This window comes from Rhodococcus sp. OAS809 (assembly GCF_040546695.1).
Taxonomy (GTDB): domain Bacteria; phylum Actinomycetota; class Actinomycetes; order Mycobacteriales; family Mycobacteriaceae; genus Rhodococcus_F; species Rhodococcus_F qingshengii.
Genome location: NZ_JBEPOI010000002.1, coordinates 4199781 through 4221869 on the forward strand (window position 1 = coordinate 4199781; position 22089 = coordinate 4221869).

Below are 22089 nucleotides of genomic sequence, written 5' to 3' on the forward strand. Positions count from 1 at the left end.
AAGACGATGGCTTCGGCATTGTGGCACGGGTTCGCGGACATGGGCGCTGTGGAGAAGAACGGCGCGTTTGTCGTCTCTCGCGGTGAGGGCGCGTACATCTGGGACCGCGAGGGCACGCGGTATCTGGATGCGACGGCGGGCCTGTGGTTCACCAATGTCGGGCACGGGCGCACGGAGATCGCGGATGCGGTGGCGGCTCAGTTGTCGAAGATCGCTCATTTCTCGAATTTCGGTGATTTTGTTCCCGAGACCACGCAGGTGTTGGCGGAGCGGTTGGCGACGATCGCGCCGGTTGCCGGGAGCAAGATCTTCTTCACTTCGGGTGGTTCGGATTCGGTGGACACTGCGGCGAAGCTTGCTCGTCGGTACTGGCACGAGGTGGGGCAGCCGGAGAAGGCGATCATCGTCGGTCGTCAGAAGGCGTATCACGGAATGCACGTTGCGGGAACGGCTCTCGCTGGTATTCCGGTGAACCGTGAGGGGTACGGCGAGCTGATGGCGGATGCGGCGACGGTCGGCTGGGATGATGCGAAGAGTCTGCTCGAGTTGATCGAGAGGGTCGGTGCGAACAAGATCGCTGCGTTCTTCGCGGAGCCGATCATCGGTGCGGGTGGGGTGTATCTGCCGCCGGAGGGGTATCTGGCGGAGGTGCGTGACATCTGCCGTGAGCACGACATTCTGTTTGTCGTCGACGAGGTCGTGACCGGTTTCGGCCGTATCGGTGGTGAGTGGTTCGCGTCTACTCGTTTCGATTTGCAGCCCGACATGATGACCACGGCAAAGGGTTTGACGTCGGGTTATGTTCCGATGGGTGCGGTGTTCATCGCGCCGCGGGTGGCGGAGCCGTTCTATGCGGGTTCGTGGTGGCGCCATGGGTACACGTACGGCGGGCATGCCGGTGCTGCTGCTGCGGCGATGGCGAACCTCGACATTCTCGAGCGTGAGAATTTGCTCGCGGAGTCGAAGCGTTTGGAGGCGTCGTTGCATACGCATCTGCAGCCGTTGGCGGAGCATCCGCGGGTGGCGGAGGTTCGTAGTGGGCTCGGTGCGGTTGCTGCGGTGCAGTTGGCTGATCCGGCGGAGGCGTTGCCGTTTGTGAAGACGCTTCGCGAGCATGGTATTTCGGGTCGCGCCGCGGGTCAGGGTGCGATGCAGATTTCGCCGACGTTCGTCATGACCGATGATCAGGTCGCGGAGATGGCAGCGGGAATCCTCGCAGCCCTCGGCTAGGTACCTCGTTTTCCGTTGACAGACATCGTGTTACGGAATCATTAAGCCGAAGAAAATGTTTGGGCCCTTTGTGGCGTGGTCCTCATCTCGGTCGAAACTGCCTCCAGCACTGACGATGACCCCTGCCCGCATCATCTGCCACCATTGTTGCCAATCTCGGTGAGTGGGTTCTGGCAGATTGTCATCACGTCCAAATCTCGGTCCTGCATTAGCGTTTCACTCCAGACACGGTGTTTGTGAGCTGGGGCACAAAGCATTTCGAACACCTTCCTCCTTTGCGAAAGGTCTCGTCATGCCGATCTGGACGTTGCACGGAGACGGAAAGAACATCGGAGCCGGTGAAGTGGTCGCTCCCGGCGAGCGACTCAGTTGGGCGAGAACCATCGGGTTGGGCGGCCAGCATGTCGTGTCGATGTTCGGCGCGACGTTCGTCTTCCCGATCATCATGGGCCTCAATCCTCAACTTGCCGTGATGATGTCGGGCTTTTGTACGCTCTTCTTCCTGCTGGTGGTCAAGGGGCACGTCCCCAGCTACCTCGGAACATCCGCAGCTTTTGTCGGTGGCGTTGCCGCCATTCGTGCCCAAGGTGGAACGACGGCCGAAGTGACCGGTGCGATTCTGGTGTCGGGGTTGGTTCTGGGATTCGTCGGCATCGCCATCCACTTTCTCGGCGGTGGCGTCATCAGTAAAGCGCTACCGCCGGTGGTGACCGGCGCTGTGGTGATGTTGATCGGCTTCAACCTGGCGCCTGTGGTCGCGGGGTTGTACTGGCCGCAGGATCAGTGGGTGGCACTGATCGTGATGGTTGCACTGATCGTGATGAGCGTTGCGCTACGCGGCTTCCTGGGACGTATCGCCATTCTCGTCGCGCTGGTTTTCGGCTACATCTTCTCGTGGGTCCTCGACCGGCTCTCCGGTCCGATCACGTCCGCCAGTGGTAGTGGCGCACCCACCGAGCACTTTCGTGTCAACTGGGATTTGGTGCACTCGGCGTCCTGGTTCGGGTTGCCGCCGTTCTCGGACGAAGCCAACGGGATCGTCGGTATTCATGCTCCCTCGTTCAGCCTCACGTTCATCGTTCTGGTGCTTCCCGGTGTCATCGCACTGGTCGCGGAAAACGCCGGACACGTCAAGGCGGTCGCCGAAATCACGGGCGACGACCTCGACCCGTACATCGGACGCGCCATTGCCGGTGACGGTTTTGCCACCGCCACCGCCATCGCCAGCGCAGTAGGCGGCTCCCCTACGACGACTCATGCCGAGAACATCGGTGTCATGGCTGCCACGCGGGTGTACTCGACCGCCGCGTACGTGATTGCGGGTTTCATCGCGATCCTGCTCGGCTTCTCGCCCAAGTTCGGAGCAGTCATGGCGGCGACGCCCGGCGGCGTCCTGGGCGGAATTCTTGTGGTTCTGTTCGGCATGATCGGTCTGCTCGGCGCCAAGATCTGGAAAGAGAACGGCGTCGACTTCGGGAACCCGCTGAATCTGATGCCGATTGCCGCCGGTCTGATCATCGGTATCGGCGACACGGCGCTGAAGTTCAGTGACACGTTCTCGCTCGGAGGTATCGCGCTCGGCACCATCGTCTTGATCGCGATGTACCACCTCTGCCGGCTCGTGGGGTCCTGGAACCCTGAACTGAACAGGCCGAAGTCCGGGAGGCGGCCGGGCGCAACGCCGGGGGCGAATGCGTCAGATGACGAACTTGAAGAGCCCGTGGCGCAGCTCACGTGATGCCAAGTTGAATGTATGCCAGGTATGACCCGTGACCGTTGTCACATCTGCACAAAACGTGAAGTGACTCATAGAGGCAGGATTGAGTAATGAAACCGTCGCCGCTGACTTATCACCGACCGTCCTCGGTCGAGGACGCGTGCCGAATCCTCTCCGAGGTCTCTCACGAGGGGAAGGTGCTCGCCGGTGGGCAATCGCTTGTGCCGCTGCTGTCCATGCGCCTCGCCGCGCCCGCCCACATCGTCGACATCGGATCGATCCCGAACCTCGCTTCGGTGACCTCGTCCGAAGACGAAGGAGTGCGGTTCCAGGCCCTGGCCACGCACTCGGTGCTGGCGGCCGACGAAGGTGCTCGTCGAGTCCAGCCTCTGCTGAACCGTGCTCTGCAGTTGGTAGCGCACCCCACGATCCGTAACCGCGGGACGAGCGTCGGCTCCATCGTCCATGCCGATCCGTCGGCGGAGATGCCGGCAGTCCTGACGCTGCTCGGGGGCAGCGTGACCGTCCAGTCGGTGCGTGGCACCCGCGAGATCGCGTCGACGGATCTCTTCGCCGGCCCTCTCGAGTCGAGCCTGGAATCAGACGAGATCGCGGTGTCGGTGTCGGTGCCCGCCGCCGAACCCGGCGTGGGAACCGCCATCGACGAGATCGCGCGCCGTCACGGTGACTACGCACTGGTCGGTGTCGTCGCACGGATTCGCGTCGTCGACGGTCTGGTGGCCGAAGCGCACATGACGTACGTGTCCGCCGGAGAGCTGGGACAGGTCGTGGACTACACGGACGTATTGGCGGGGGCGTCGGCGACGGATCAGCGGGATCCGCGGTGGCGCACTCTCGGAGAATGCGCCCGCGCGCAGATAGATACCGAGGCAGACATTCACGGGACGGCGGCGTACCGCTCGCAGTTGGTGTCCGCGCTCACCGCGCGGGTCGGCTTCGCAGCGGCAACGGATGCTCTCAGTGAGAACGCAGTACTGGCAGGAAAGTGGTGACAATGTCCAAAAACGATCGCTCCATCGATGATCAACTTGCCGAGCTGGCAGCAGACACCGGTGAGCACCATGTAGCTGTCACGTTCACGCTCAACGAGGTGACGAACACCGTCGTTCTTCCCTCCCGCACTCTGGCTTCGGATGCCATTCGTCACCACCTCCGTAAGACGGGCACGCACGTGGGTTGTGAACACGGCGTGTGTGGTGCGTGCACCGTGCTGCTCGACGGAAAGCCTGTTCGATCCTGTCTCGTCCTCGCGGCCAGCCTCGAAGGTCGATCGATCACCACCGTCGAAGGCCTCGTCGAGCCGGACGGCACTTTGCATCCGGTTCAGCAGGCGTTCAAGGATTGTCACGGTCTGCAGTGCGGATTCTGCACTCCGGGATTCGTGACGACCATCGCGGCATTTCTCGAGGAGAACCCCAACCCCACGCGGGAGGAAGCTACCGACGCGATAGCGGGAAACCTCTGCCGTTGTACGGGGTACCAGAACATCAGGGCGTCGGTTTTGCGCGCAGCCGAGATCAAGCGTGAACGGGCCGGGCAGTTCCCGCTCGGAATCGACGACGCGTCCACTCGGGAGGCGTTGGATCGCAAGGTGCGGGGAACAACGAATCCTGTCGGAGGACGGGCGGGTAAGGCATGAGTACTCCGGTCAAACCAGCAAAGCGCAACGGGGCGAAGCACCCCGCTTCCGATCATTCGACGGCCGATCATTCGGTTGCCGACGACGGCAAGTTCTTCGGTAAACCGATTCCGCGCGAGGAAGATACGCGTCTGCTCAGCGGTCAGGGGCGATACCTCGACGATCTGGGCCACAACGCGCTGATCGCGGCATTCGTCAGGTCGCCGCACGCTCATGCGCGAATCATCGACATCGACATCGACCAGGCGCTGGAAGTGCCTGGTGTACATGCCATCTACACCTACGAAGATCTCCTGGCCGACACGCCGGAAATGGCGGAGAACCTGCCACTGCTCATTCCGCATCCGGGAATCATCGCTCCGCGCAACGGGTATCCCCTCGCGAAGGACGAGGTGAAGCATGTCGGAGAAGCCATCGCCATGGTGGTCGCGGACAACCGGTACATCGCCGAGGACGCTTGCGCGAAGATCGACGTCACCTACGAGGCGCTGAAGCCTGTAGTGGGGATCGACGTCGCTCGCACCGCCGCGAACGCCGTCCACGCCGACGTTCCGGACAACGTCGCCGCTCACCTGCAGCACGGGTTCGGAGATCTGGATGACGAACTGGCCGCCGCGCCGCACCGACTGACGCTGGATCTCGAAATCGAGCGTTCGGCTTCCATGCCGATGGAGGGCAAGGGCGTCTACGCACGTTGGGACGGTGACGAGAACACCCTCACGTTCTGGACCTCCACCCAGACGTCCACGTCCGCCCGCGCCGCAATCGCCGCGCGATTGGGGATGGCGCTGAACAAGGTTCACTGCATCGCTCCTGACGTCGGCGGCGGATTCGGCGTCAAGATCGTTCACCCGTGGCCCGAAGAAGTCATGATCACGTGGGCTGCTCGACGCCTCGGCCAGGCCGGTATCTCCTGCGAGGTGAAGTGGGTCGAGGATCGCCGTGAGCACTTCATCTCGAGCGCACACGAGCGCGGGCAGATCCAGAAGGTCGACATCGGATTCGACGACGAGGGTCGTCTGTTGGCGTTCGACTTCACGTTCTGGCACGACAACGGTGCCTACCTGCCGTACGGGATCATCGTCATGATCAACACCGCGACGCAGGTTCTCGGGCCGTACAAGCCGAAGTCGTTCCGGGTCAACGCCTATTCGCTGTACACCAACACCGTGATCGTGACCCCGTACCGCGGCGCCGGACGTCCGCAGGCCGTGTTCGCGATGGAGCGATCCATGGACGCCATCGCCAAGTACCTGAAAAAGGACAAGATCGCGGTGCGGGAGGCGAACTTCATTCGCCCCGAGGACATGCCGTACGACTTCGGCCTGATGTTCCAGGACGGACGCCCGTTGATCTACGACACGGGCGACTACCAGGCGGGCATCGACAAGCTCAAGAAGCTCATCGACTGGGACGGATTTCCCGAGTACCAGAGGAAGGCTCGCGCCGAAGGTCGGTCGGTCGGCATCGGTATCGGCGCGTACGTCGAGGGAACCGGACCCGGACCCTACGAGGGTGCGCACGTCGTGGTCGAGACGTCCGGAAAGGTCAAGGCCGCAACAGGCTTGACGACGCAAGGCCAAGGCCATCAGACCGCGTTCGCCCAGATCGTTGCGGACGACCTCGGAGTCAAGGTCTCCGACGTCGAGATCGTCACGGGTGACACCCGCCGGTTCGGTTATGCCGTCGGCACTTTCGCCTCGCGTGGTGCGGTCATGTCGGGTTCGGCCTTCCATGTCGCGGCGCAGATGGTCGCGGAGAAGGCGAAGAAGATCGCGTCCGGAATCCTGGATCTGCCGGAAACCGAACTGGAACTCCGGGAAGGCCACGTGTGCAAGATCGGCACCGAAGCCGGAGTGGAGGGTACGTCCGTACCGCTGAGTGTTGTTGCCGTGCTGTCGAACCCGCTACGATATGCGTTCGACCGTGAGTCGAAGCTGGCCACCGGTTTCGCCAAGACCGACACGGACATGTCGAAGCCGCCGATTCCCGAGGGTGAGCAGCCCGGTCTGGAAGCAACCGGCTACTACTCGCCGCCCAGTTCCACCTTCGCTTCGGGAGTGCACGCGGCGATCGTCGAAACCGATCCCGTGACAGCCGAGATCACGGTCCGTCGTTACGTTGTCATCCACGACTGCGGAAACGTGATCAACCCCCGCATCGTCGAAGGTCAGGTCATGGGCGCCGTCGCGCAAGGTATCGGCGGCGCACTCTACGAGCGGATCGTCTACGACGAGCACGGGCAGATGCTCAACGCGTCGTACATGGACTTCTTGATGCCGTTCGTCACCGAGATGCCGGATTCGCTCGAGATGGATCACACCGTGACGCCGTCAGGGCTCAACCCACTCGGAATGAAGGGTGCCGGTGAGGCCGGTGTGATCCCCACCAGCGCCGTCATCGCGGCTGCCATCGAGGACGCCGAAGGAATCTCGATCACGTCCATGCCCATTTCACCGTCCGAACTGTTCGAACTTCGACTCGCACATGCGGGTTCGTCATCAGAGGAGAATGCATGAGAATCGCCGGCACCGCGCAGCTGACGGCACCTCGCGAAGAGGTCTACGACAAGCTCCAGGACGGTCGTGTACTGGCCGCGACCATTCCCGGTGTGCAGTCGCTCGAGCAGCTCACGGACAATCACTACAAGCTCTCCATCATGGCGGGGGTCGCGTCGATCAAGGGCGTCTACGACGGCGAGGTTGTTCTGTCGCAACAGAATCGGCCTAATTCGTTTGTCATGACGGCTTCGGGGGCGGGTGCTCCCGGCACGGTGAAGGCGGACGTCACGGTCACCTTGACGGAGAACGAGGGTGGCACGCTGCTTTCGTATGACGCCGACGCCGTGGTCGGCGGGATGGTCGGCGGCGTCGGGCAGCGCATGATCACCGGTGTAGCCAAGAAGATGGCCGGGGTGTTCTTCAAGAGCATCGACGGCGTCATTGCCAACGGCATCCCCGAGAAGGTCACTGCCGCCGTGGCGGCGGCGGTACCGGCAGTGGCGGTCGAAGGCGCGCCGGTAGTTTCCGGAGCTGTCGCGGCACCGGCGGTTCTCCCGGCCGCTGCACCGACAGCGGGCGGCACAGATGCTCGCACGGTGATGGTCAGCGCCGTCGTCGGCGCAGCCATTGCTTTGTCAGGTGTTGCTATAGGCGGATTCCTGGCGCGTTCTGGTTGTCGCGAGTAGTTCACTCAGGTGTCAACAGCTGATTTGCGATGAGGGAAACGCCCCGAACCGACCAGGTTCGGGGCGTTTTTCACGTCCGCGTAACCCACGGGGGCGCCGGCGAAGATCCGCTCGTGATCGTGCGCCGAACCTTGGTCCCCCGATTCGGCGAATTGTGACAAAGAATCCGCTCTTCCGAACCTGTGGAATAGCTCTACACGTCAGGTACGAGCCACTTACCGGCTAGGCCGCAACCGTCGATCGGTACCAGACGAGACGAGCCAAAGATCTCAGGAGGAAGCGTGGAACCCAGGAAGATTCGGGTCGGTATCGATACCGGCGGAACGTTCACCGACATCGTGGCAGTGGACGACGAAACCGGCGCCATCGTCACCACCAAGACCCCGTCCACCCCGGCGGACCCCGCCGAGGGCTTTCTCGCCGGTATCGAGAAGGTACTCGCCAAGCTCGGTGAGAGTGGCGACTCCATCGGTGCGGTCAGCCACGGCACGACCGTAGCGACGAACAAGCTGCTCGAAGGCAAGGTCGAGAACCTCGGCTTCATCACCACTGAGGGCTACGAGCACGTTCTCGAGATCGCTCGTCAGTCGGTGCCGGACGGTTACGGCAACTCGTACTTCTGGGTCAAGCCCGAACGCATCGTCCCCGCCGATCGTGTACGCACCGTCGGTGGACGCCTTTCCTTCGACGGCAGCGAGATTCGTCCGCTCGACGAAGAGAGCGTTCGCAGCGCAGCGCAGTTCTTCAAGGACCGCGGGATCCGGACCATCGGCGTCTGCCTCATGCACTCGTACGCCGATCCGACGCACGAGGAGCGCGTACGCGACATCCTCTTCGAAGTTTTCCCCGATGCGACGGTGAGCATCTCGAGCCAGGTGCTGCGTGAGTACCGCGAATACGAGCGGTCCATCACCACACTCGTGGACGCCGCGGTCAAGCCGAACATCCGCAACTACGTGAACAACATCGCGAATCGTCTGCGTGAGTTCTCGACCACCGACGGTGAACCCCGCGACATCCCGTTCTACGTCATGAAGTCCAACGGAGGTGTCCTGTCGGCCAAAGAGGTTGTTCACCAGCCTATTACGACAGTCCTGTCGGGACCGGCCGCCGGAGCCCTCGGTGCTGCGCTGATCGCCGACGCCGCCGGCGTCGAGCAGGTGTTGACCTGTGACGGCGGCGGAACGTCGACGGATGTCACCGTCGTGGTTCGCGGCGAGCCCGCGCTGACCACCGAAGGGCGAGTAGGCAACTACCCGTCGAAGATCCCGATGATCGACGTCGTGACCGTCGGCGCCGGTGGTGGGTCGATCGCGTGGATGACGCCGGAACACACCCTCCGAGTCGGCCCTCAGTCGGCCGGGGCCGATCCCGGACCGTTGTGCTACGGCAAGGGCGGCAGCGAACCGACCATCACCGACGCGCACGTCCTGCTCGGTCGCATCCCACCCCACCTACTCGGTGGCGAGATTCCTCTCGACACGGAATTGGCACGCAAGGGCCTCGAAGAGCTTGCAACACAGCTCAGTCTGGGCTTCGAAGAGTGCGCGGTCGGCGTCCTCGAGGTCTCGGCATGGAACCAGGCCAACGCCCTGCGTCAGATCACCGTCAAGCGTGGCCTCGACGTTCGCGACTTCACCCTCGTGACGTTCGGCGGCTCCGGCTCCCTGCTCGCCTGCCGTCTCGTCGACATCCTGGGTCTGAAAGACGTTCTCGTCCCGCTCAATCCGGGTAACGTCTCCGCGTTCGGTCTGCTGACGGTCGATGTCCGCAACGACTACGTCCAGACGCACGTCAGTCGTCACGACCGGTTGAAGGCTGAAGACCTGCAGAGCCAGTTCGACGCGCTGGCCGGCGAAGCCGAGATCGCGCTTGCCGAAGAGGGTTTCGACGAGACGCAGCGCAAGTACTCTCGCACTGCGGATCTGCGTTACCTCGGTCAGGCCTTCGAGGTACGCGTCCCGGTGGCGGAAGGTACCGTCACGACGCAGATCATGGACGACGCGGCCGAGGCGTTCCACCAGGCGCACCGCGAGCTGTACGGCTACGACTTCCGGGGAGACCCGTCGCAGCACGTGGAATGGGTCAACCTGCGCGTGAGTGGCATCGGCCCGATCAAGCGTCCGACGCTCAAGGAGATCCCGGCCGGCACCGGCGCCGACACCGCTCGAACCGGTTCGCGTCAATCGTATTTCGACAGCTGGGTCGAAACGGCCACCTACGATCGCACACTGCTCGGTGCGGGTGACGTCATCGAAGGACCGGCCGTGATCGAGGAGTTCAGCTCGACTGTCCCGATCCATCCCGGATTCTCGGCACGTATCGACACCTTCGGGAACATTCGTATCTCGAAGTCTTCCGACTCGAACGGAGTGAAGTGATGACCGCCATTCTCGATGCTGCTGCTGCCACCGCGGCCAAGCCGTACCGACTCACCGCTACCGACGGCGCGTCACCTGATCCGATTTTGGTCGAGATCGTCGCCGGTTACCTCGCCAGCGTGGAAATGGAGGTCGAGACCTCCATTTCGCGCACCTCGCGCTCACCGATGATCCGTGACGCTCACGATTTCCGCGCCGGTATTCACGACCGGAACCTCCGCAAGCTCACGGGCCGTTCGTATTCCGCGCTGGTGCATCCGATCGCCCGGGACTTCCCACTCGAGACGATGAAGCCGGGAGACGTGTACTTCCACAACGACGTCTACCTGTCCGAAGGTGGCATCGGCCATCTCCCCGACCTCTGCGTCACGGTGCCTGTCTTCGCCCGCGTCACTCCCGATGCCGAGCCGAAGGTTGTTGCGTTCGTTCAGGCATTCGGTCACCACGACGACATCGGCGGTTGCTGCCCCGGCTCCATGCCGTCCGGCGCCACCACGGTGTACGAAGAGGGACTGATGGTTCCGCCGATCAAACTGTGGGACCAGGGAGTTCCCAACGAGGCGGCACTGCGCATCATGACGCGTAACTCCCGTATGCCGGATGCGTTGGCAGCTGACCTCGACGCCGAGTGCTCGGCGTGCCTGATGGGTGCGCGTCGACTCACCGAATTGTTCGAGCGCTACGGCGTCGACACCGTCGAGTCGTGCTTCGACGCGATGATGGACGCGACCACCGAGACGTACCGTCGCGAGATCCTCAGCAAGATCCCGGTCGGTGAGTACACGTGGGAGGACTACGCCGAGCACGACGGCGTCGACGAGCCGATGCTCCACATCCAGCGCATCACGCTCACGAAGACGCGGCCGGAGGACGAGGGCGGCGAGCGACTCATCCTGGACTTCAACGGAACCGGACCGCAGGCAAAGGGTCCGATCAACCACTGCGGTGACTACGCGGACGGAAACTTCCTCATCAAGTGGTTGGCCCCGATTCTGCGTAACCTCGCGGACACCCCGGAGCGCATGGCCGAACTGGATGTCAACGAGGGCGTCGTACCGCTGATCGAGATGAAGTTCCCCGAGAAGGGAACACTGATCACCCCGATCTTCCCCGCTCCCACCAACGCGCGCACGTTTGTCATCCTCCGTCTGCTCGGAGTGCTGGCCGGCGTCGTGGCCAAGGCTGTGGACGGCAACATGCCCGCCGATCAGGAGACCATCAGGTACACCGGTGTTTACGGTGAGGACTTCGAGGGTCACTCGTACCTCATGCGTGAGGTGCTCGGCGGAGGTTCCGGCGGACGCTACTACGCCGACGGCGAGGACACGATTCACGTCGTTCCCGATTCACGGAACCTGCCGACCGAATTCACCGAGAGCCGTTTCCCCTTCATCGTCGAAAAGCTCGGTCTGGCCATGGATTCGGGCGGAGCCGGACGCTACCGCGGCGGTCTGGGATACGAGAAGCACATCCGCATGCTCAAGGATGCTCACTTCATGTCCATCGCGGACCGTTCGATCCTCGCCTGCTGGGGAGTCAAGGGCGGCAAGGCCGGTCGGCCGTTCTCCGTCGTCCTGGATCCGGGTGGACCGAACGAGCGTGAGTTCGACGCGCTGACCGATGCCGAGCCGATCAAGGCCGGCGAGGTCGTACGGATTCGCACCACCGGTGGTGGCGGTTGGGGAGATCCACTGGAGCGCCCGACCGAAGAGGTCTTGCGAGACATTCAGTGGCGCAAGGTTTCCGTAGAGGGTGCACGCGACGACTACGGCGTTGTCGTCGTGATCGAGGGTGACGAGCCGACCGTCGACGAGGCTGCTACCACGGAGCTACGGGATCAGTTGCGCTCGGAACGCGGTGAGAACGAACCCTTCTTCGATCGGGGTCCGGGCTACGCGCAGCTTTCCGGTGGCGCCACCTCAGCGGTCTACGACTACGTCTAGGACGGAAAACTCTCATGGAGAACGGAATTGCTCGCGGCGCCGACATCGCGGTGATCGGCGCCGCGGGTAAGACCGGTGAGGCAGTCGTCGCTGCACTGCCGCCGAGCGTGACAGTTCGGCGACTGGTGCGAAAGGCGCGTGTCGACGGGGACTTCGAGGTAGAACTGGAAACCGGAAGCGGACTGCGCAAGGCGCTCGCCGGGTGCCGAGGCGTGTACTTCATTGCCCCGAACGTCCATCCCGACGAGCCCGCACTGCTTCGCAATGCGCTGACGGCAGCGGCATCGGCGGGAGTGGAGCACTTTGTCTATCACTCCGTCGCGTGGCCGTTCAGCCCGTCCATGCCGCATCACCTGGACAAAGCCAGGTGTGAGGACGAGCTGCATCGTTCACCCTTGAAATGGACTGTGCTGCAACCATGTGCGTACGCGCAGAATTTCGAGGCGGTACTCACTGGTCGGTCTGACACCATCGTCCTGCCGTACAGCGCGGAAACGAAGTTCTCGTTCGTGAGTTTGGCGGACGTGGCGGCTGTTGCCGCGGTCGTACTGAGCGAGGGCTCGGGTGAACATCACGGAGCGACGTACGAGGTGGGCGGCCCGCAAGCTCTGAGCGTCATGGAGGTGGCACAGATGGTGGAAAAGCAGACGTCACGGACCGTCGCGATAGATCAGATCAGCGTGGATCAATGGCGCGAACAGATCGGCAGCAGCCTTGACGTCAACGCCAGCTCGCGTCTGGCGGCGATGTTCGAGTTCTACAACCACCACGATTTTCTTGCCGGCAGCGCGGCCGTCGAACTGCTTCTGGGTCGCCGACCGATGGCCGTCGAGAGCCTGATTCGCTGAATCCGGCTACGAAATGCCTCCTGCCGCCCAGACCACCAGTGGGGGCAGGGCGGCCAGGATCAGGCAGACCGTTCCGTTGAGCCACTTGTGCTCCACCGTGACGGCGGCGAACTCGCGCAGAATGGCGCTCGGCAGGTAGTACCGGGCGGTGTGGGAACCGATGACTTCCGCATCCAGATCGAGGCTTCGGGCAAACGTCGCAGTTCGGAGGATGTGGAAGTTGCTGGTGACCAGCACCATTCGAGGCTTCGTGGTGTTGGCACGGAGAAGGTCCCTGGTGTACTCGAGGTTCTCGAGCGTGGTGGTCGAGCGGTCCTCGAGAATCACGCTCTCGCGCGGTATCCCGTGATCGACGAGGTAGACGCACATTGCCTCCGCCTCGCTGACCACCTCGTCCGAACCCTTCCCACCGCTCACGACCAACAGTGGTGAACGTCCTTCGCGGACCTCGGCGCGAAAGACGTCGGCCGCCTTGTCCAGACGGCTGGCAAGCAGGGGTGTCACGTCGGCGCCCGAAAGCCCGGCGCCGTGAACCACTATCGCGTCCATCCCGGGCTGGTACTTCTGGCGTCCGTAGACGTAGGAGTAGAGCAGAAAGCTCGTGAACAGAAACCCCAGGTACGACGCGACCAGGCTGAACGAACCGAGAACGACTGCGAGCCAATATCTCTGCGTCAGCAGCGCTGATGCGAGCAACACGTAGGGAACGAGCAGGCCGAGTCCGGCGACGAGTGAGAGCAGATTCGCGACGCTGAATCCCTCGCGCCGCAGCATCGTGACTCCGTTGACGATCAGGAATCCTGCAAGCATGAGCACCAGCAACGGCGAGAGCAGAGCGATCGTCGCGATGACGAACGACGGGACCTCGGTTCCCGGCGCACCCGACTGCAACATCCACAGACCGGTGAAGATCAGTCCGAGAAGTAGGTAGACGCCGTTGCTCAGCCTCCGTCGATCCTGCCTGAACCGGTAGCCGCAGAATCCGAGCAGCGCGAGGCCGATGAGGAGAAGGATCACGGAGCCAGCCTAGGCGAGGCGCTTACGACACGGGCGCCACCACCTTCGACTGCTGGATCGCGGACAGGACCCTGGTACGGCACTCGATGAACAGTGGGTCTGCCTTGGTGGTCAGTTGATCTCGAGCTCCGGTCAACGGGACGTCGACGATGTCCTGCGTCAATGCCGGAGTTCCGCCGAGGACGACCACTCGATCGGACAGGTACACCGATTCGTCGACGTCGTGGGTGACGAGGAGGACGGTGATGCCAAGATCACGCTGAAGCGTCAGTAGCAGGTCTTCGAGTTCCGCGCGGGTCTGCGCATCGACCGACGCGAAGGGTTCGTCCATGAGGAGTACCTGCGGCCGATAGGCGAGAGCGCGAGCTATCGCCACTCTCTGCTGCATTCCGCCGGACAACTGCCAGGGGTAGGAACGCGCAGCACCGCCTAGACCGACAACGGCAAGTGCATCGCTAACCCTCTCGTTCTGAACCTTCCGCGCCAGACCGTTGCCCCGTAGCGGCAGGCGAACGTTCTCGCCCACTCGAAGCCACGGCATCAGTGTGCGTCCGTAGTCCTGTGACACGAGAGCCAGCGTGGCCGGCGGTGCATCGATCGCGATCCCGGCGATGCGGACCTCACCGGTGGTCGGCTTCTGCAGACCGGCGATGCAACGAATCAGCGTGCTCTTGCCGATGCCGGAATGGCCGACGATGCAGACGATTTCTCCGGGTGCAACGGACAGATCGATGCCGCGGAGCACTTCGCGGCCGGTGGGACCGCCGTAGGTCACCCCGAGGCCGCTCAGTTCGACTGCGGGTTTCGATGCCGCAGATTCTGTGGATGACATCAGTTTCCTTTCACTGCGAGAGCGTCGTGGGTCCGCGGCTGCCATCTGAGCAACCATCGTTCGATCACGCCGTATCCGAGGTTGAGCACGTATCCGATGATTCCCAGCAGGAGAATTCCGGACCACATGTCCGCGATCGCGAAGGTCTGTTGCGCGACGATCACGAAGTGACCGATTCCTGCAGTGGATACATACATTTCGCTGCCGACCATGATGACGACACCGATCGCGAGACTGGTACGGATACCGACTGTTATCTGCGGCATCGCTCCGGGGAGGAGTACCTGCGTCACCAGGAGGGGTGTACGGATCCGGTAGCTGCGCGCCACCAATCGGATACTCGGGTCGATGGAGCGAATGCCGTCGAGGGTGTTGAGGAGTATCGGCCAGACCGCGCCGAAGGCGATGGCGGCAACGTTACCCGTCGAACCGGTTCCGAAAACGATGAAAAGAGCGGGTAATACGGCCAGCGCCGGAATAGCGCGGAAGAACTGGAGAAACGGATCGGCAATGTCGGCAGCCAGCGGGAACAGTGCCAGCAGGAGACCGGCGCCGACGCCGACCACCAGTGCCACGGCGAAACCGAAGGCAAGGTTGGTCAAGCTCGGTACGACATCGTGGGCGAATCCCGGACCGAACCAGTTGTCCACAAACGCTTTCCAGATACGCGACAGCGGCGGGAAGTAAGGCGACTTGCTCGACTCCGAACCGAAGTACCATACGACGACGATCAAGATCGGCAGCCACAACTCCCACGCGAGGAGTCGAAGTCCTGACATCATCTTCACGTCGTCATCCTCCTCGGGATGTAATGCCAGGCAAGTAAACGATTCTCGATCGCCATCACGGCGAAGGCGAGCAGCATTCCGAGTAGTCCGGCGACGATGATCAGTGCGAACATTCGATCGGGGACGGATTGGCTCAGCAGGATCTCCTTACCGAGTCCCGGCACGCCGGCGATCAATTCTGCACCGATGGTCAGCAGCAAGCTCAGTGTTGCCGAGATGCGAATCCCGGTGAAGATGTAGGGCATCGATGCCGGTGCGACGACGAGAGCGAGCCTGCGCCACAGTGGAAGTCGGAAGGATCGTGCGGTGGCCAGCAGTTCCGGGTCGACGTTGCGCACACCGTGAATCGTCTGGAGCAGAATCGGCCACACACTTACTGCCACGATCAGTGCCACCGCCATCCGTTGCGTCGGGCCCATGATCAGCAGAAAGAGCGGAATGATTGCGAGCGGCGGAACGGTTCGGCAGAAGTCGATGACGAAGCGGGAGGAGACCGTCAGGAACGGGTGCGCGGCGAGCAGCAGCCCTGCCGGGATTCCGATCACCAGGCACAGCGCCAATCCGATCGCCGTGGTGGTCACCGTTTGTCCCAGTGATGTCCACAACGAGGACGTGCCGAGCTCGTTCACAAAGGCCACTGCCACGTCGCTGAACTTCGGAATACCTTTGACGTCCTCGTCGCCGAGCATTCCGAAGATCTGCCAGGCGGCTGCCAACGCGAAGAGCGTCAGCAGCCGACCGAGCAGAACCTGCCTGCGGCGAGTCTGCAGGGTTGTCAAGGCGGACAACTCAGTTGGCCGGGGTCAGCAGGGATTCGGCCTCGACCGAATCCGTCAGTACCCCGTACTTGACCAGCAGTTCGATCTCCGTGCCGAGAGCACCCGGTTCCACTACTGCGACGAACTGAGGATTCTTGCTGTTGGCCAGCATTTCGAGCGGAATCTTGGCTTGTGTCGAGAGTGCAGCCTTGACCGCGCCCGGATTCTGATTGGCGTAGTCAACTGATTTGGCAAGCGCGGTACGGAATTTAGCGAGTGAGTCAGGGTTCGCATTGACAAACGATTCCGAAGCGACCAGCGAGGTCCCTGGCACACCGGGTGCGGCCAAGGGGAAGGGGTGGCCGAGGATCTTCAGCCCCGAGTCGGTTGCTTTACTCAGGAACGGATCGATGAGGAATGCCGCGTCGGCCCCGCCGGTGGAAACCAGGTCGCCGAGGTTGGGCATGGGCGCCTGAATGAACGAGACCTTGTTCGCTGCTCCGCCGGATTTCTCCACCGCGGCAGAGATGACTGCTTCGCTGACGGACTTCAAACCGCTGATCGCGACGGTCTTGCCTTCGAGGTCACGGAAGCCGCTGATGGAACTGTCCTTGGCGACCACGAGACCGGACTGGTCGACGCTGTCATTTGCGGCAAAATTCGTGAGCCCGCCGACAATGGTGACGGGCATGTTCTGGCTCCGTGCCTGAATTGCGGCAGCGGCAGTCGTGGCTGCCATATCTGCATTTCCGCTGAGCAGCAACGGAATTTGAGCCGAGGAACTAGCGCCGCCCTCCACGAGTTGGATGTCGAGTCCCTCATCGGTGAAGTACCCCTGCTCCATGCCGAGCCAAATCGGTGCGAAGTCCGCGATCGGCTGAGGTGCGATTCGAATCGTGGTGGTCTGGGTGCCCCCGTCGTCGGAGGCCGTGGCGTCGCTCGAACAGCCTGTCAGTGCCAATGCCGCGGTCGCGACCGCGGCTAGGGCAACAACTCTGAACCGTGGTGCCGACCGAAGGGTAAGTCCAACCGTCATGTCCGAAAACCTCTCGCTGGGAAAGATATGACTTCCTTGCCGGTAATCCGGTGGGAAGGTGAAGACGCTCAAAGAATTCCGTATGCCGGAACGATTGTTGTGACTATAGTAATTTCCTAGGCGAATGCCAAGGGTTTTCCAAGAACACGAGATTTCGGATCGCCGGGTACATCCACGGCACCGGGAGGGGATCGGATGACGAAGGGTTCTGCGTCCGCCGTCGACAAAGCGCTGGATCTACTCGAGGCCATCGCGCGCTCGACCACGCCGATGAAGCTCAGCGAACTGGCAGAAGAAGTCGGGATGCTCCGCCCGACTGCGCACCGAGTGCTCGGAGAACTCGCGAACCGTGGTTGGGTCTTCCGCTACGACGGTCGCTATCTCCCCGGCCCGGCTGCACTGCAGGTTTCCCACGAAGCGGCAGCGCATTCGTTGGCGGCCTTGTGCGATCCGACCATGCGGGTGCTGTCCGAGAGCACGGACATGATGGTGAATCTGCAGGTTCTCGAGAGCGGCGGGACGCGGATCATCGCGGCGCTGCGTCCCGAGAGACTCAAGATGATCACTCGGATGCTCGGGGATCTGCTTCCGCCGCACCGGTTCGCGGGTCCGCTCGCGTTGGTGGCGGCACTCGAGGACAACACCCGGGCGCCCTACCTGGCGATGGTGGAGAAGAGCGGCTATCCGCTGGAAGGACCCACCGGCTTTCTCGCCGACATCGCCGAGACGCAGAAAACCGGATTCGCCGTTGTCCACAAACGATCTCAGGACATCATCGGTTCGGTCTCGCGTGCAGTGTCTTCCCGCAAGGGGTCTCCGCTCTGTGCGTTGACGGTGATCGGTTTCGATACCGACTTCGATGAGAAGACGACGCGAATGGTCGAAGAACACCTGCTGCGGGCCACCGATGAAGTGCAGCAACTCCTCACTGACCACACTTCGGGCAAGCGCCCGTCCGACACAGGAGAATAAGGATGATTTCACGGACCGAGGGCTTCATCACCGTCGCAGACGGCGAACGGGTCTGGTACGAGACTGCCGGCGAGGGCCCGGATCTGATTCTCACGCACGGTCTCGGCGGAAATGCGGCCGTCTGGTACCAGCAGGTGCCCTACTTCGCTCAGCACTATCGGGTGATCAGCTGGGATCAGCGAGGATTCGGACGCTCTACCAACGAGAACGGCAACCACGGCCCGGTAGCGGCAGTCTCTGATCTGATCGAAATCATGGACCTGTTGGCGGTTGATCGAGCGCACGTGGTCGGCCAGTCGATGGGCGGTTGGGCCGCATTGGGGACCGCGATCGCTGTTCCGGACCGGGTGGAGTCGGTAGTCCTGGCCTGCACGACCGGCGGCATTCCCGTCGGATTCGGTCCGGACAGCGCACCTCCCCTCACCGCAGCACCCGTCACCGCGCGGCCCCTGGGGGAGCATCCCGCTGTGGGCGGACGGTTGCCGAGCTTGGACATGGCGAGGGCATACCTGTACCAAGCTCTCGGCACCTTCGGCCATCGCCCACCTGACACCGAGTTCTTCCGAATTCTCAAGGCCCACAACTATTCGGTGGCCGAACTCGCGGCGGTGGCTGCGCCGGTTCTCCTGATCGCAGGTGAGCTGGACGATTTGATGACACCCGAGCGGATTCGCGGCGCCGCCGAGTTCCTGCCTCACGCCGAAGTGGTCGAGCTTGCCGACCGCGGCCACTCCCCCTACTTCGAGGACCCACACGCGTGGAACGAGTTGGTGGCGCACTTCCTGGCCGATGTTCGTGCGCGCCCAGTGCACTGAAACGCCAACTCGTCACGCATATTCCAACTCCGAGGAGATCTAATGGATTCATCTCAGACCGTCGAGTTCATCCCACCCGCTTTCGATACGCCGTTCTCCACCGGAGTGCGCGTCGGAGACGTTCTGTATCTGTCGGGTCAGATCGGCATGCTTCCCGACGGGACCTTGGCAGACGGCTTCGAAGCGCAGGCTCGCCAGACGATGGAGAATATCGTGGCTTCGCTGATCGCCTACGGTTCCGGTGTCGAAGCGATCTTCAAATGCACTGTCATGCTTGACGACATGTCACGTTGGCAGGAGTTCAACAAGGTCTACCTCGAGTACTTCCCGGCGTCGAGACTGCCGGCCCGCAGTGCGTTCGGAACAGACGGACTGGCGCTGGGTGCGCACATGGAAGTCGAATGCATGGCCTACACCCCGCGGGTCTGACTGCTCGCGGGCACTAACCGTCCCAATCCACACGTTCAGCCAGGCGCAGCAATGTGCGTCGGCGTGTAGTGCTGGTTTCGCCGATGTGCGCGATCCGGCCGTAGATGTGGGCGCGGAAGTTCTCCACGCCATCCCGATTCTGTTCCTGCGCAGAAGTACTGGCGGCATTGTGCAGCAGGGCGCGCAAGCGATCGTAGTCGTCGCGCGGATACGAGGGTTGGTCGTTGATCACCAGCCCGGTGAGGTGTTGGCGTCGATGAGGGCGCATCACCTTGGTCTTTCGTGGATGGATGGCAAACCCTTCGTCTCTGGCGAACTGCTCGACCGTCCAGAGGAGGGTGCCGACGTCGACTACTTCGATTCCGGAGAACGCGAGGTCGTCGGCGTATCGGGTGTAGGTGAGCCAGTTCGCTTGTGCGAGTCCACTCAAGCGGATGTCGAGTTTGCGTGCGACGAGATTCGCCAGTGCAGGAGAAGTGGGTGCGCCTTGCGGAAGATGCGCGGTGCGTAGCTGTGATGCCTGTGCATACGGTAGGCCGCGCAGGGTATCGGCAGGCGTTGCAACAGTGCACAATCCGGTGAGAACGCCTGCCACTGCGGGTGGATAGCCGAGGGCGGCGAAGACGGCATGAACGCGGCTGCCGCTGATCGAAGGGAAGAACTGCGCGAGGTCCGCGCCGATCACGATTTCCGACTGTGCGTGCGGCGCTGCAAAAGTCAGAGGGCTTCGACCACGGACAAATCCGTGTGCCGCGTCGTGCGGGGGCACCAGGTCGAGGATGCGGCGCAGGATCTTCCGCTGAATTTCGCGCAATCGGGGTTTCGGTACCTCGAGGAGGCGAGCGCCGGCCTTCTTGCTGATCTGCATCGGCCGGTAGTGGCGTAGCGGTCGGGGTTTCGTGCGGAGCCATTCCCCTCGGTCGGCGAACCACTCGAGTTCGGAGATCGTCAGATCCAGTGAACGAGCCAGGTCCACACTGGTGTTGTAGCGGGGAACGTCGAACCGCCACACCGAGGTTTCATTGGTGTCCAGTGAGAGAGGAACAGGCCGCAGGCGAGGTAGTTCGCGAAGCAATCGATACAGAGTCTGCGGTTCGAACGGTGGAGCGGGCGTGAGGTCGAGAACGCGCACGGCCAGGAGCGTCGGGGAAACGCCGAAGACGGTTCCGAATGCCTCCTCGAGGCCGCTGAGGGTCCACGGAGCGTCAGCGGCCGCAACGGCCAGACGACGCGCCAACTCGGGATCGAGCTCGAAGTCACGCATGATTCGACTCCGGGATGCGACGGGGCGGGGTGACCAAATCCTTTGTCCGGTGCGGCGGCAAGCACGCGGAGCGTGCCGAACGCCGGTGGACGCAGTATCCAATTCTTCTGGCCGACCCAGGGGTTACCCCTGAGACTGGTCGCGTGGACCAACTCTCACCCACGCGCCGCCGCATTCCTTCACAATGGCAGACCGTTCGGTATCTGTCACGTGTGAAGCGGATCTGTCAGGAGTGGGTCCTCAGATCGACGAACGATCCGAACCGACGAACTCGCTGATCCACGGCACGACTGCTTCGCGGACGGTGACCGCTTTCGGCAGTAGTCCGTTGCTCAGCAGGAGATCGGCCGCGCGCTGCTGCTCGTCCAGGAACTCGTCGGTGACAGGGTTGACACCGAAAGGACGTCCGCGCAGTGCAGCTTCCCAGGCATCGAGGCTCGCGGACCCGCCACGCTTCTCGACGTCGTCGACGAAGACCTGGGCGGCTTCGCGGGGGTTGGCTTCGATCCAGGCGTCGGATTCCTGCAGGGCCTCGATGATCGCCTGGAGGGCCTCCGGGTTGGTATCCGCGAAATCGCGCCGGGTGAACCACAGTGAGGGGTGGCTGAAGAGTCCGTCGGTGGCGATCAGCGTGCGCAGTTCGTGGTTCGCTTCGATGTCCGTCAGCCCCGGGTACGCGCCAACCCAGGCATCGATGGTGCCGTCGACGAGGTCCGCTCCACCACCGCGTACGTCGGTGTCGACGGGGACGATGTCGGACCAGGTCAGCCCCGCCTGATCCAAGGCGAACAACAAAAGTGTGGTCTGCCACGATCCGTGCGCGATGCCGACGCGCTTGCCACGCAGGTCCTCAACCGTGTTGATCTCGGACTCCGCCTTGACTACCAGGCGCCCGTTCTCCACACGTGGGCCGGAGATTCCGATGTAGACGAGATCGCGGCCCTGAGCCAATCCGGTGACGGGCGGCGTGAATCCGGTTCCGATCACGTCGTATCCGCCCTCCTCGAACAGCCAGTCCGAGTGCAGGGTCGGCAAGGCGTTTTCCGGGTTGACTGCAGGCTTGGCGGGAAGCTCACGCAGGTCCACCCACTCGACGTCCGGGAGACGGCGTTCGAGGATTCCGGTGTGGCGCAGTACGAACAGCGAATTGTTGTGTGGGAAGTATCCGACGCGAACGGTCATGAGATCTACGGTTTCCTGTTCTGAATCAGT

Annotated in this window: 19 protein-coding genes; 12 read left to right on the plus strand and 7 right to left on the minus strand. The window is 62.7% G+C overall.

Annotated features, from left to right (window positions below):
- The first annotated feature begins 6 nt into the window (after window positions 1-6).
- The 9 genes from ABIE52_RS22560 to ABIE52_RS22600 all read left to right on the plus strand — a co-directional run bounded on the left by ABIE52_RS22560 (window position 7) and on the right by ABIE52_RS22600 (window position 12966).
- Window positions 7-1230: an aminotransferase family protein gene (locus tag ABIE52_RS22560; protein ID WP_047269349.1), complete on the plus strand. Its 1224-nt coding sequence runs from the start codon at window positions 7-9 to the stop codon at window positions 1228-1230.
- Between the two features lie 292 nt (window positions 1231-1522).
- A complete protein-coding gene (locus tag ABIE52_RS22565; protein WP_192712621.1) occupies window positions 1523-2968 on the plus strand; it encodes a uracil-xanthine permease family protein in 1446 nt (481 codons plus the stop codon).
- 89 nt (window positions 2969-3057) lie between these two features.
- Window positions 3058-3960: an FAD binding domain-containing protein gene (locus ABIE52_RS22570; RefSeq protein ID WP_042448023.1), complete on the plus strand. Its 903-nt coding sequence runs from the start codon at window positions 3058-3060 to the stop codon at window positions 3958-3960.
- Between the two features lie 2 nt (window positions 3961-3962).
- On the plus strand, window positions 3963-4607 hold the full coding sequence (locus ABIE52_RS22575) for a (2Fe-2S)-binding protein (protein WP_003946048.1): 645 nt from the start codon (window positions 3963-3965) through the stop codon (window positions 4605-4607).
- Window positions 4604-7126: an aerobic carbon-monoxide dehydrogenase large subunit gene (gene cutA, locus ABIE52_RS22580; protein WP_007735488.1), complete on the plus strand. Its 2523-nt coding sequence runs from the start codon at window positions 4604-4606 to the stop codon at window positions 7124-7126. The genes ABIE52_RS22575 and cutA overlap by 4 nt, the downstream gene beginning before the upstream one ends.
- Window positions 7123-7794 (plus strand): SRPBCC family protein, encoded by a 672-nt coding sequence (locus tag ABIE52_RS22585; RefSeq protein ID WP_007735490.1) that lies wholly within the window; start codon window positions 7123-7125, stop codon window positions 7792-7794. Before cutA ends, ABIE52_RS22585 begins: the two co-directional genes overlap by 4 nt.
- Before the next feature lie 281 nt (window positions 7795-8075).
- Window positions 8076-10175 (plus strand): hydantoinase/oxoprolinase family protein, encoded by a 2100-nt coding sequence (locus tag ABIE52_RS22590; protein WP_007735491.1) that lies wholly within the window; start codon window positions 8076-8078, stop codon window positions 10173-10175.
- Entirely contained in the window at window positions 10175-12118 is a 1944-nt protein-coding gene (locus ABIE52_RS22595) for a hydantoinase B/oxoprolinase family protein (RefSeq protein WP_007735492.1), read from the plus strand. The genes ABIE52_RS22590 and ABIE52_RS22595 overlap by 1 nt, the downstream gene beginning before the upstream one ends.
- A 14-nt stretch (window positions 12119-12132) precedes the next feature.
- Window positions 12133-12966, plus strand: coding sequence for an NmrA family NAD(P)-binding protein (locus tag ABIE52_RS22600; protein WP_003945973.1), 834 nt, complete (start codon window positions 12133-12135; stop codon window positions 12964-12966).
- Window positions 12967-12972: 6 nt separating this feature from the next.
- Here the strand turns inward: ABIE52_RS22600 and ABIE52_RS22605 are convergent, their stop codons facing one another.
- Genes ABIE52_RS22605 through ABIE52_RS22625 form a run of 5 tightly spaced genes read right to left on the minus strand, consistent with a single transcriptional unit; the run spans window position 12973 to window position 17397 of the window.
- Complete coding sequence (locus ABIE52_RS22605) at window positions 12973-13983, minus strand: YdcF family protein (protein ID WP_050656900.1); 1011 nt, start codon at window positions 13981-13983, stop codon at window positions 12973-12975.
- 22 nt (window positions 13984-14005) lie between these two features.
- Entirely contained in the window at window positions 14006-14815 is an 810-nt protein-coding gene (locus ABIE52_RS22610; RefSeq protein WP_161120461.1) for an ABC transporter ATP-binding protein, read from the minus strand.
- The gene (locus ABIE52_RS22615) at window positions 14815-15597 is read right to left on the minus strand and encodes an ABC transporter permease (protein WP_354541585.1); all 783 of its coding nucleotides are present in this window, start codon (window positions 15595-15597) and stop codon (window positions 14815-14817) included. The genes ABIE52_RS22610 and ABIE52_RS22615 overlap by 1 nt, the downstream gene beginning before the upstream one ends.
- A gap of 2 nt (window positions 15598-15599) precedes the next feature.
- The gene (locus ABIE52_RS22620; protein WP_007735497.1) at window positions 15600-16382 is read right to left on the minus strand and encodes an ABC transporter permease; all 783 of its coding nucleotides are present in this window, start codon (window positions 16380-16382) and stop codon (window positions 15600-15602) included.
- 10 nt (window positions 16383-16392) lie between these two features.
- A complete protein-coding gene (locus tag ABIE52_RS22625; RefSeq protein ID WP_054187227.1) occupies window positions 16393-17397 on the minus strand; it encodes an ABC transporter substrate-binding protein in 1005 nt (334 codons plus the stop codon).
- 195 nt (window positions 17398-17592) lie between these two features.
- Between ABIE52_RS22625 and ABIE52_RS22630 the strand changes: the two genes are divergently transcribed.
- From ABIE52_RS22630 to ABIE52_RS22640, 3 genes are read left to right on the plus strand one after another with little or no spacing between them, the layout of a single operon-like run.
- On the plus strand, window positions 17593-18369 hold the full coding sequence (locus ABIE52_RS22630; protein WP_192712623.1) for an IclR family transcriptional regulator: 777 nt from the start codon (window positions 17593-17595) through the stop codon (window positions 18367-18369).
- 2 nt (window positions 18370-18371) lie between these two features.
- A complete protein-coding gene (locus ABIE52_RS22635; protein ID WP_007735499.1) occupies window positions 18372-19184 on the plus strand; it encodes an alpha/beta fold hydrolase in 813 nt (270 codons plus the stop codon).
- 42 nt (window positions 19185-19226) lie between these two features.
- Entirely contained in the window at window positions 19227-19613 is a 387-nt protein-coding gene (locus ABIE52_RS22640; protein ID WP_003946047.1) for a RidA family protein, read from the plus strand.
- Between the two features lie 13 nt (window positions 19614-19626).
- On the opposite strand, the gene ABIE52_RS22645 is transcribed toward ABIE52_RS22640, so the two are convergent.
- Window positions 19627-20877, minus strand: coding sequence for a reverse transcriptase family protein (locus ABIE52_RS22645; RefSeq protein ID WP_192712624.1), 1251 nt, complete (start codon window positions 20875-20877; stop codon window positions 19627-19629).
- A 240-nt stretch (window positions 20878-21117) separates the two neighbouring features.
- The gene (locus ABIE52_RS22650; protein ID WP_003946000.1) at window positions 21118-22059 is read right to left on the minus strand and encodes an ABC transporter substrate-binding protein; all 942 of its coding nucleotides are present in this window, start codon (window positions 22057-22059) and stop codon (window positions 21118-21120) included.
- Window positions 22060-22089: the final 30 nt, after the last annotated feature.

Bases quoted from the DNA above. Each gene is read 5' to 3' on its own strand.
- ABIE52_RS22640 (WP_003946047.1), top strand. From the start codon at position 19,227: ATGGATTCATCTCAGACCGTCGAGTTCATCCCACCCGCTTTCGATACG.
- ABIE52_RS22595 (WP_007735492.1), top strand. From the start codon at position 10,175: ATGACCGCCATTCTCGATGCTGCTGCTGCCACCGCGGCCAAGCCGTAC.
- cutA (WP_007735488.1), top strand. From the start codon at position 4,604: ATGAGTACTCCGGTCAAACCAGCAAAGCGCAACGGGGCGAAGCACCCC.
- ABIE52_RS22625 (WP_054187227.1), bottom strand. From the start codon at position 17,397: ATGACGGTTGGACTTACCCTTCGGTCGGCACCACGGTTCAGAGTTGTT.
- ABIE52_RS22560 (WP_047269349.1), top strand. From the start codon at position 7: ATGGCTTCGGCATTGTGGCACGGGTTCGCGGACATGGGCGCTGTGGAG.
- ABIE52_RS22570 (WP_042448023.1), top strand. From the start codon at position 3,058: ATGAAACCGTCGCCGCTGACTTATCACCGACCGTCCTCGGTCGAGGAC.
- ABIE52_RS22585 (WP_007735490.1), top strand. From the start codon at position 7,123: ATGAGAATCGCCGGCACCGCGCAGCTGACGGCACCTCGCGAAGAGGTC.
- ABIE52_RS22615 (WP_354541585.1), bottom strand. From the start codon at position 15,597: ATGATGTCAGGACTTCGACTCCTCGCGTGGGAGTTGTGGCTGCCGATC.
- ABIE52_RS22650 (WP_003946000.1), bottom strand. From the start codon at position 22,059: ATGACCGTTCGCGTCGGATACTTCCCACACAACAATTCGCTGTTCGTA.
- ABIE52_RS22645 (WP_192712624.1), bottom strand. From the start codon at position 20,877: ATGCGTGACTTCGAGCTCGATCCCGAGTTGGCGCGTCGTCTGGCCGTT.
- ABIE52_RS22575 (WP_003946048.1), top strand. From the start codon at position 3,963: ATGTCCAAAAACGATCGCTCCATCGATGATCAACTTGCCGAGCTGGCA.
- ABIE52_RS22610 (WP_161120461.1), bottom strand. From the start codon at position 14,815: ATGTCATCCACAGAATCTGCGGCATCGAAACCCGCAGTCGAACTGAGC.
- ABIE52_RS22635 (WP_007735499.1), top strand. From the start codon at position 18,372: ATGATTTCACGGACCGAGGGCTTCATCACCGTCGCAGACGGCGAACGG.
- ABIE52_RS22630 (WP_192712623.1), top strand. From the start codon at position 17,593: ATGACGAAGGGTTCTGCGTCCGCCGTCGACAAAGCGCTGGATCTACTC.
- ABIE52_RS22565 (WP_192712621.1), top strand. From the start codon at position 1,523: ATGCCGATCTGGACGTTGCACGGAGACGGAAAGAACATCGGAGCCGGT.
- ABIE52_RS22600 (WP_003945973.1), top strand. From the start codon at position 12,133: ATGGAGAACGGAATTGCTCGCGGCGCCGACATCGCGGTGATCGGCGCC.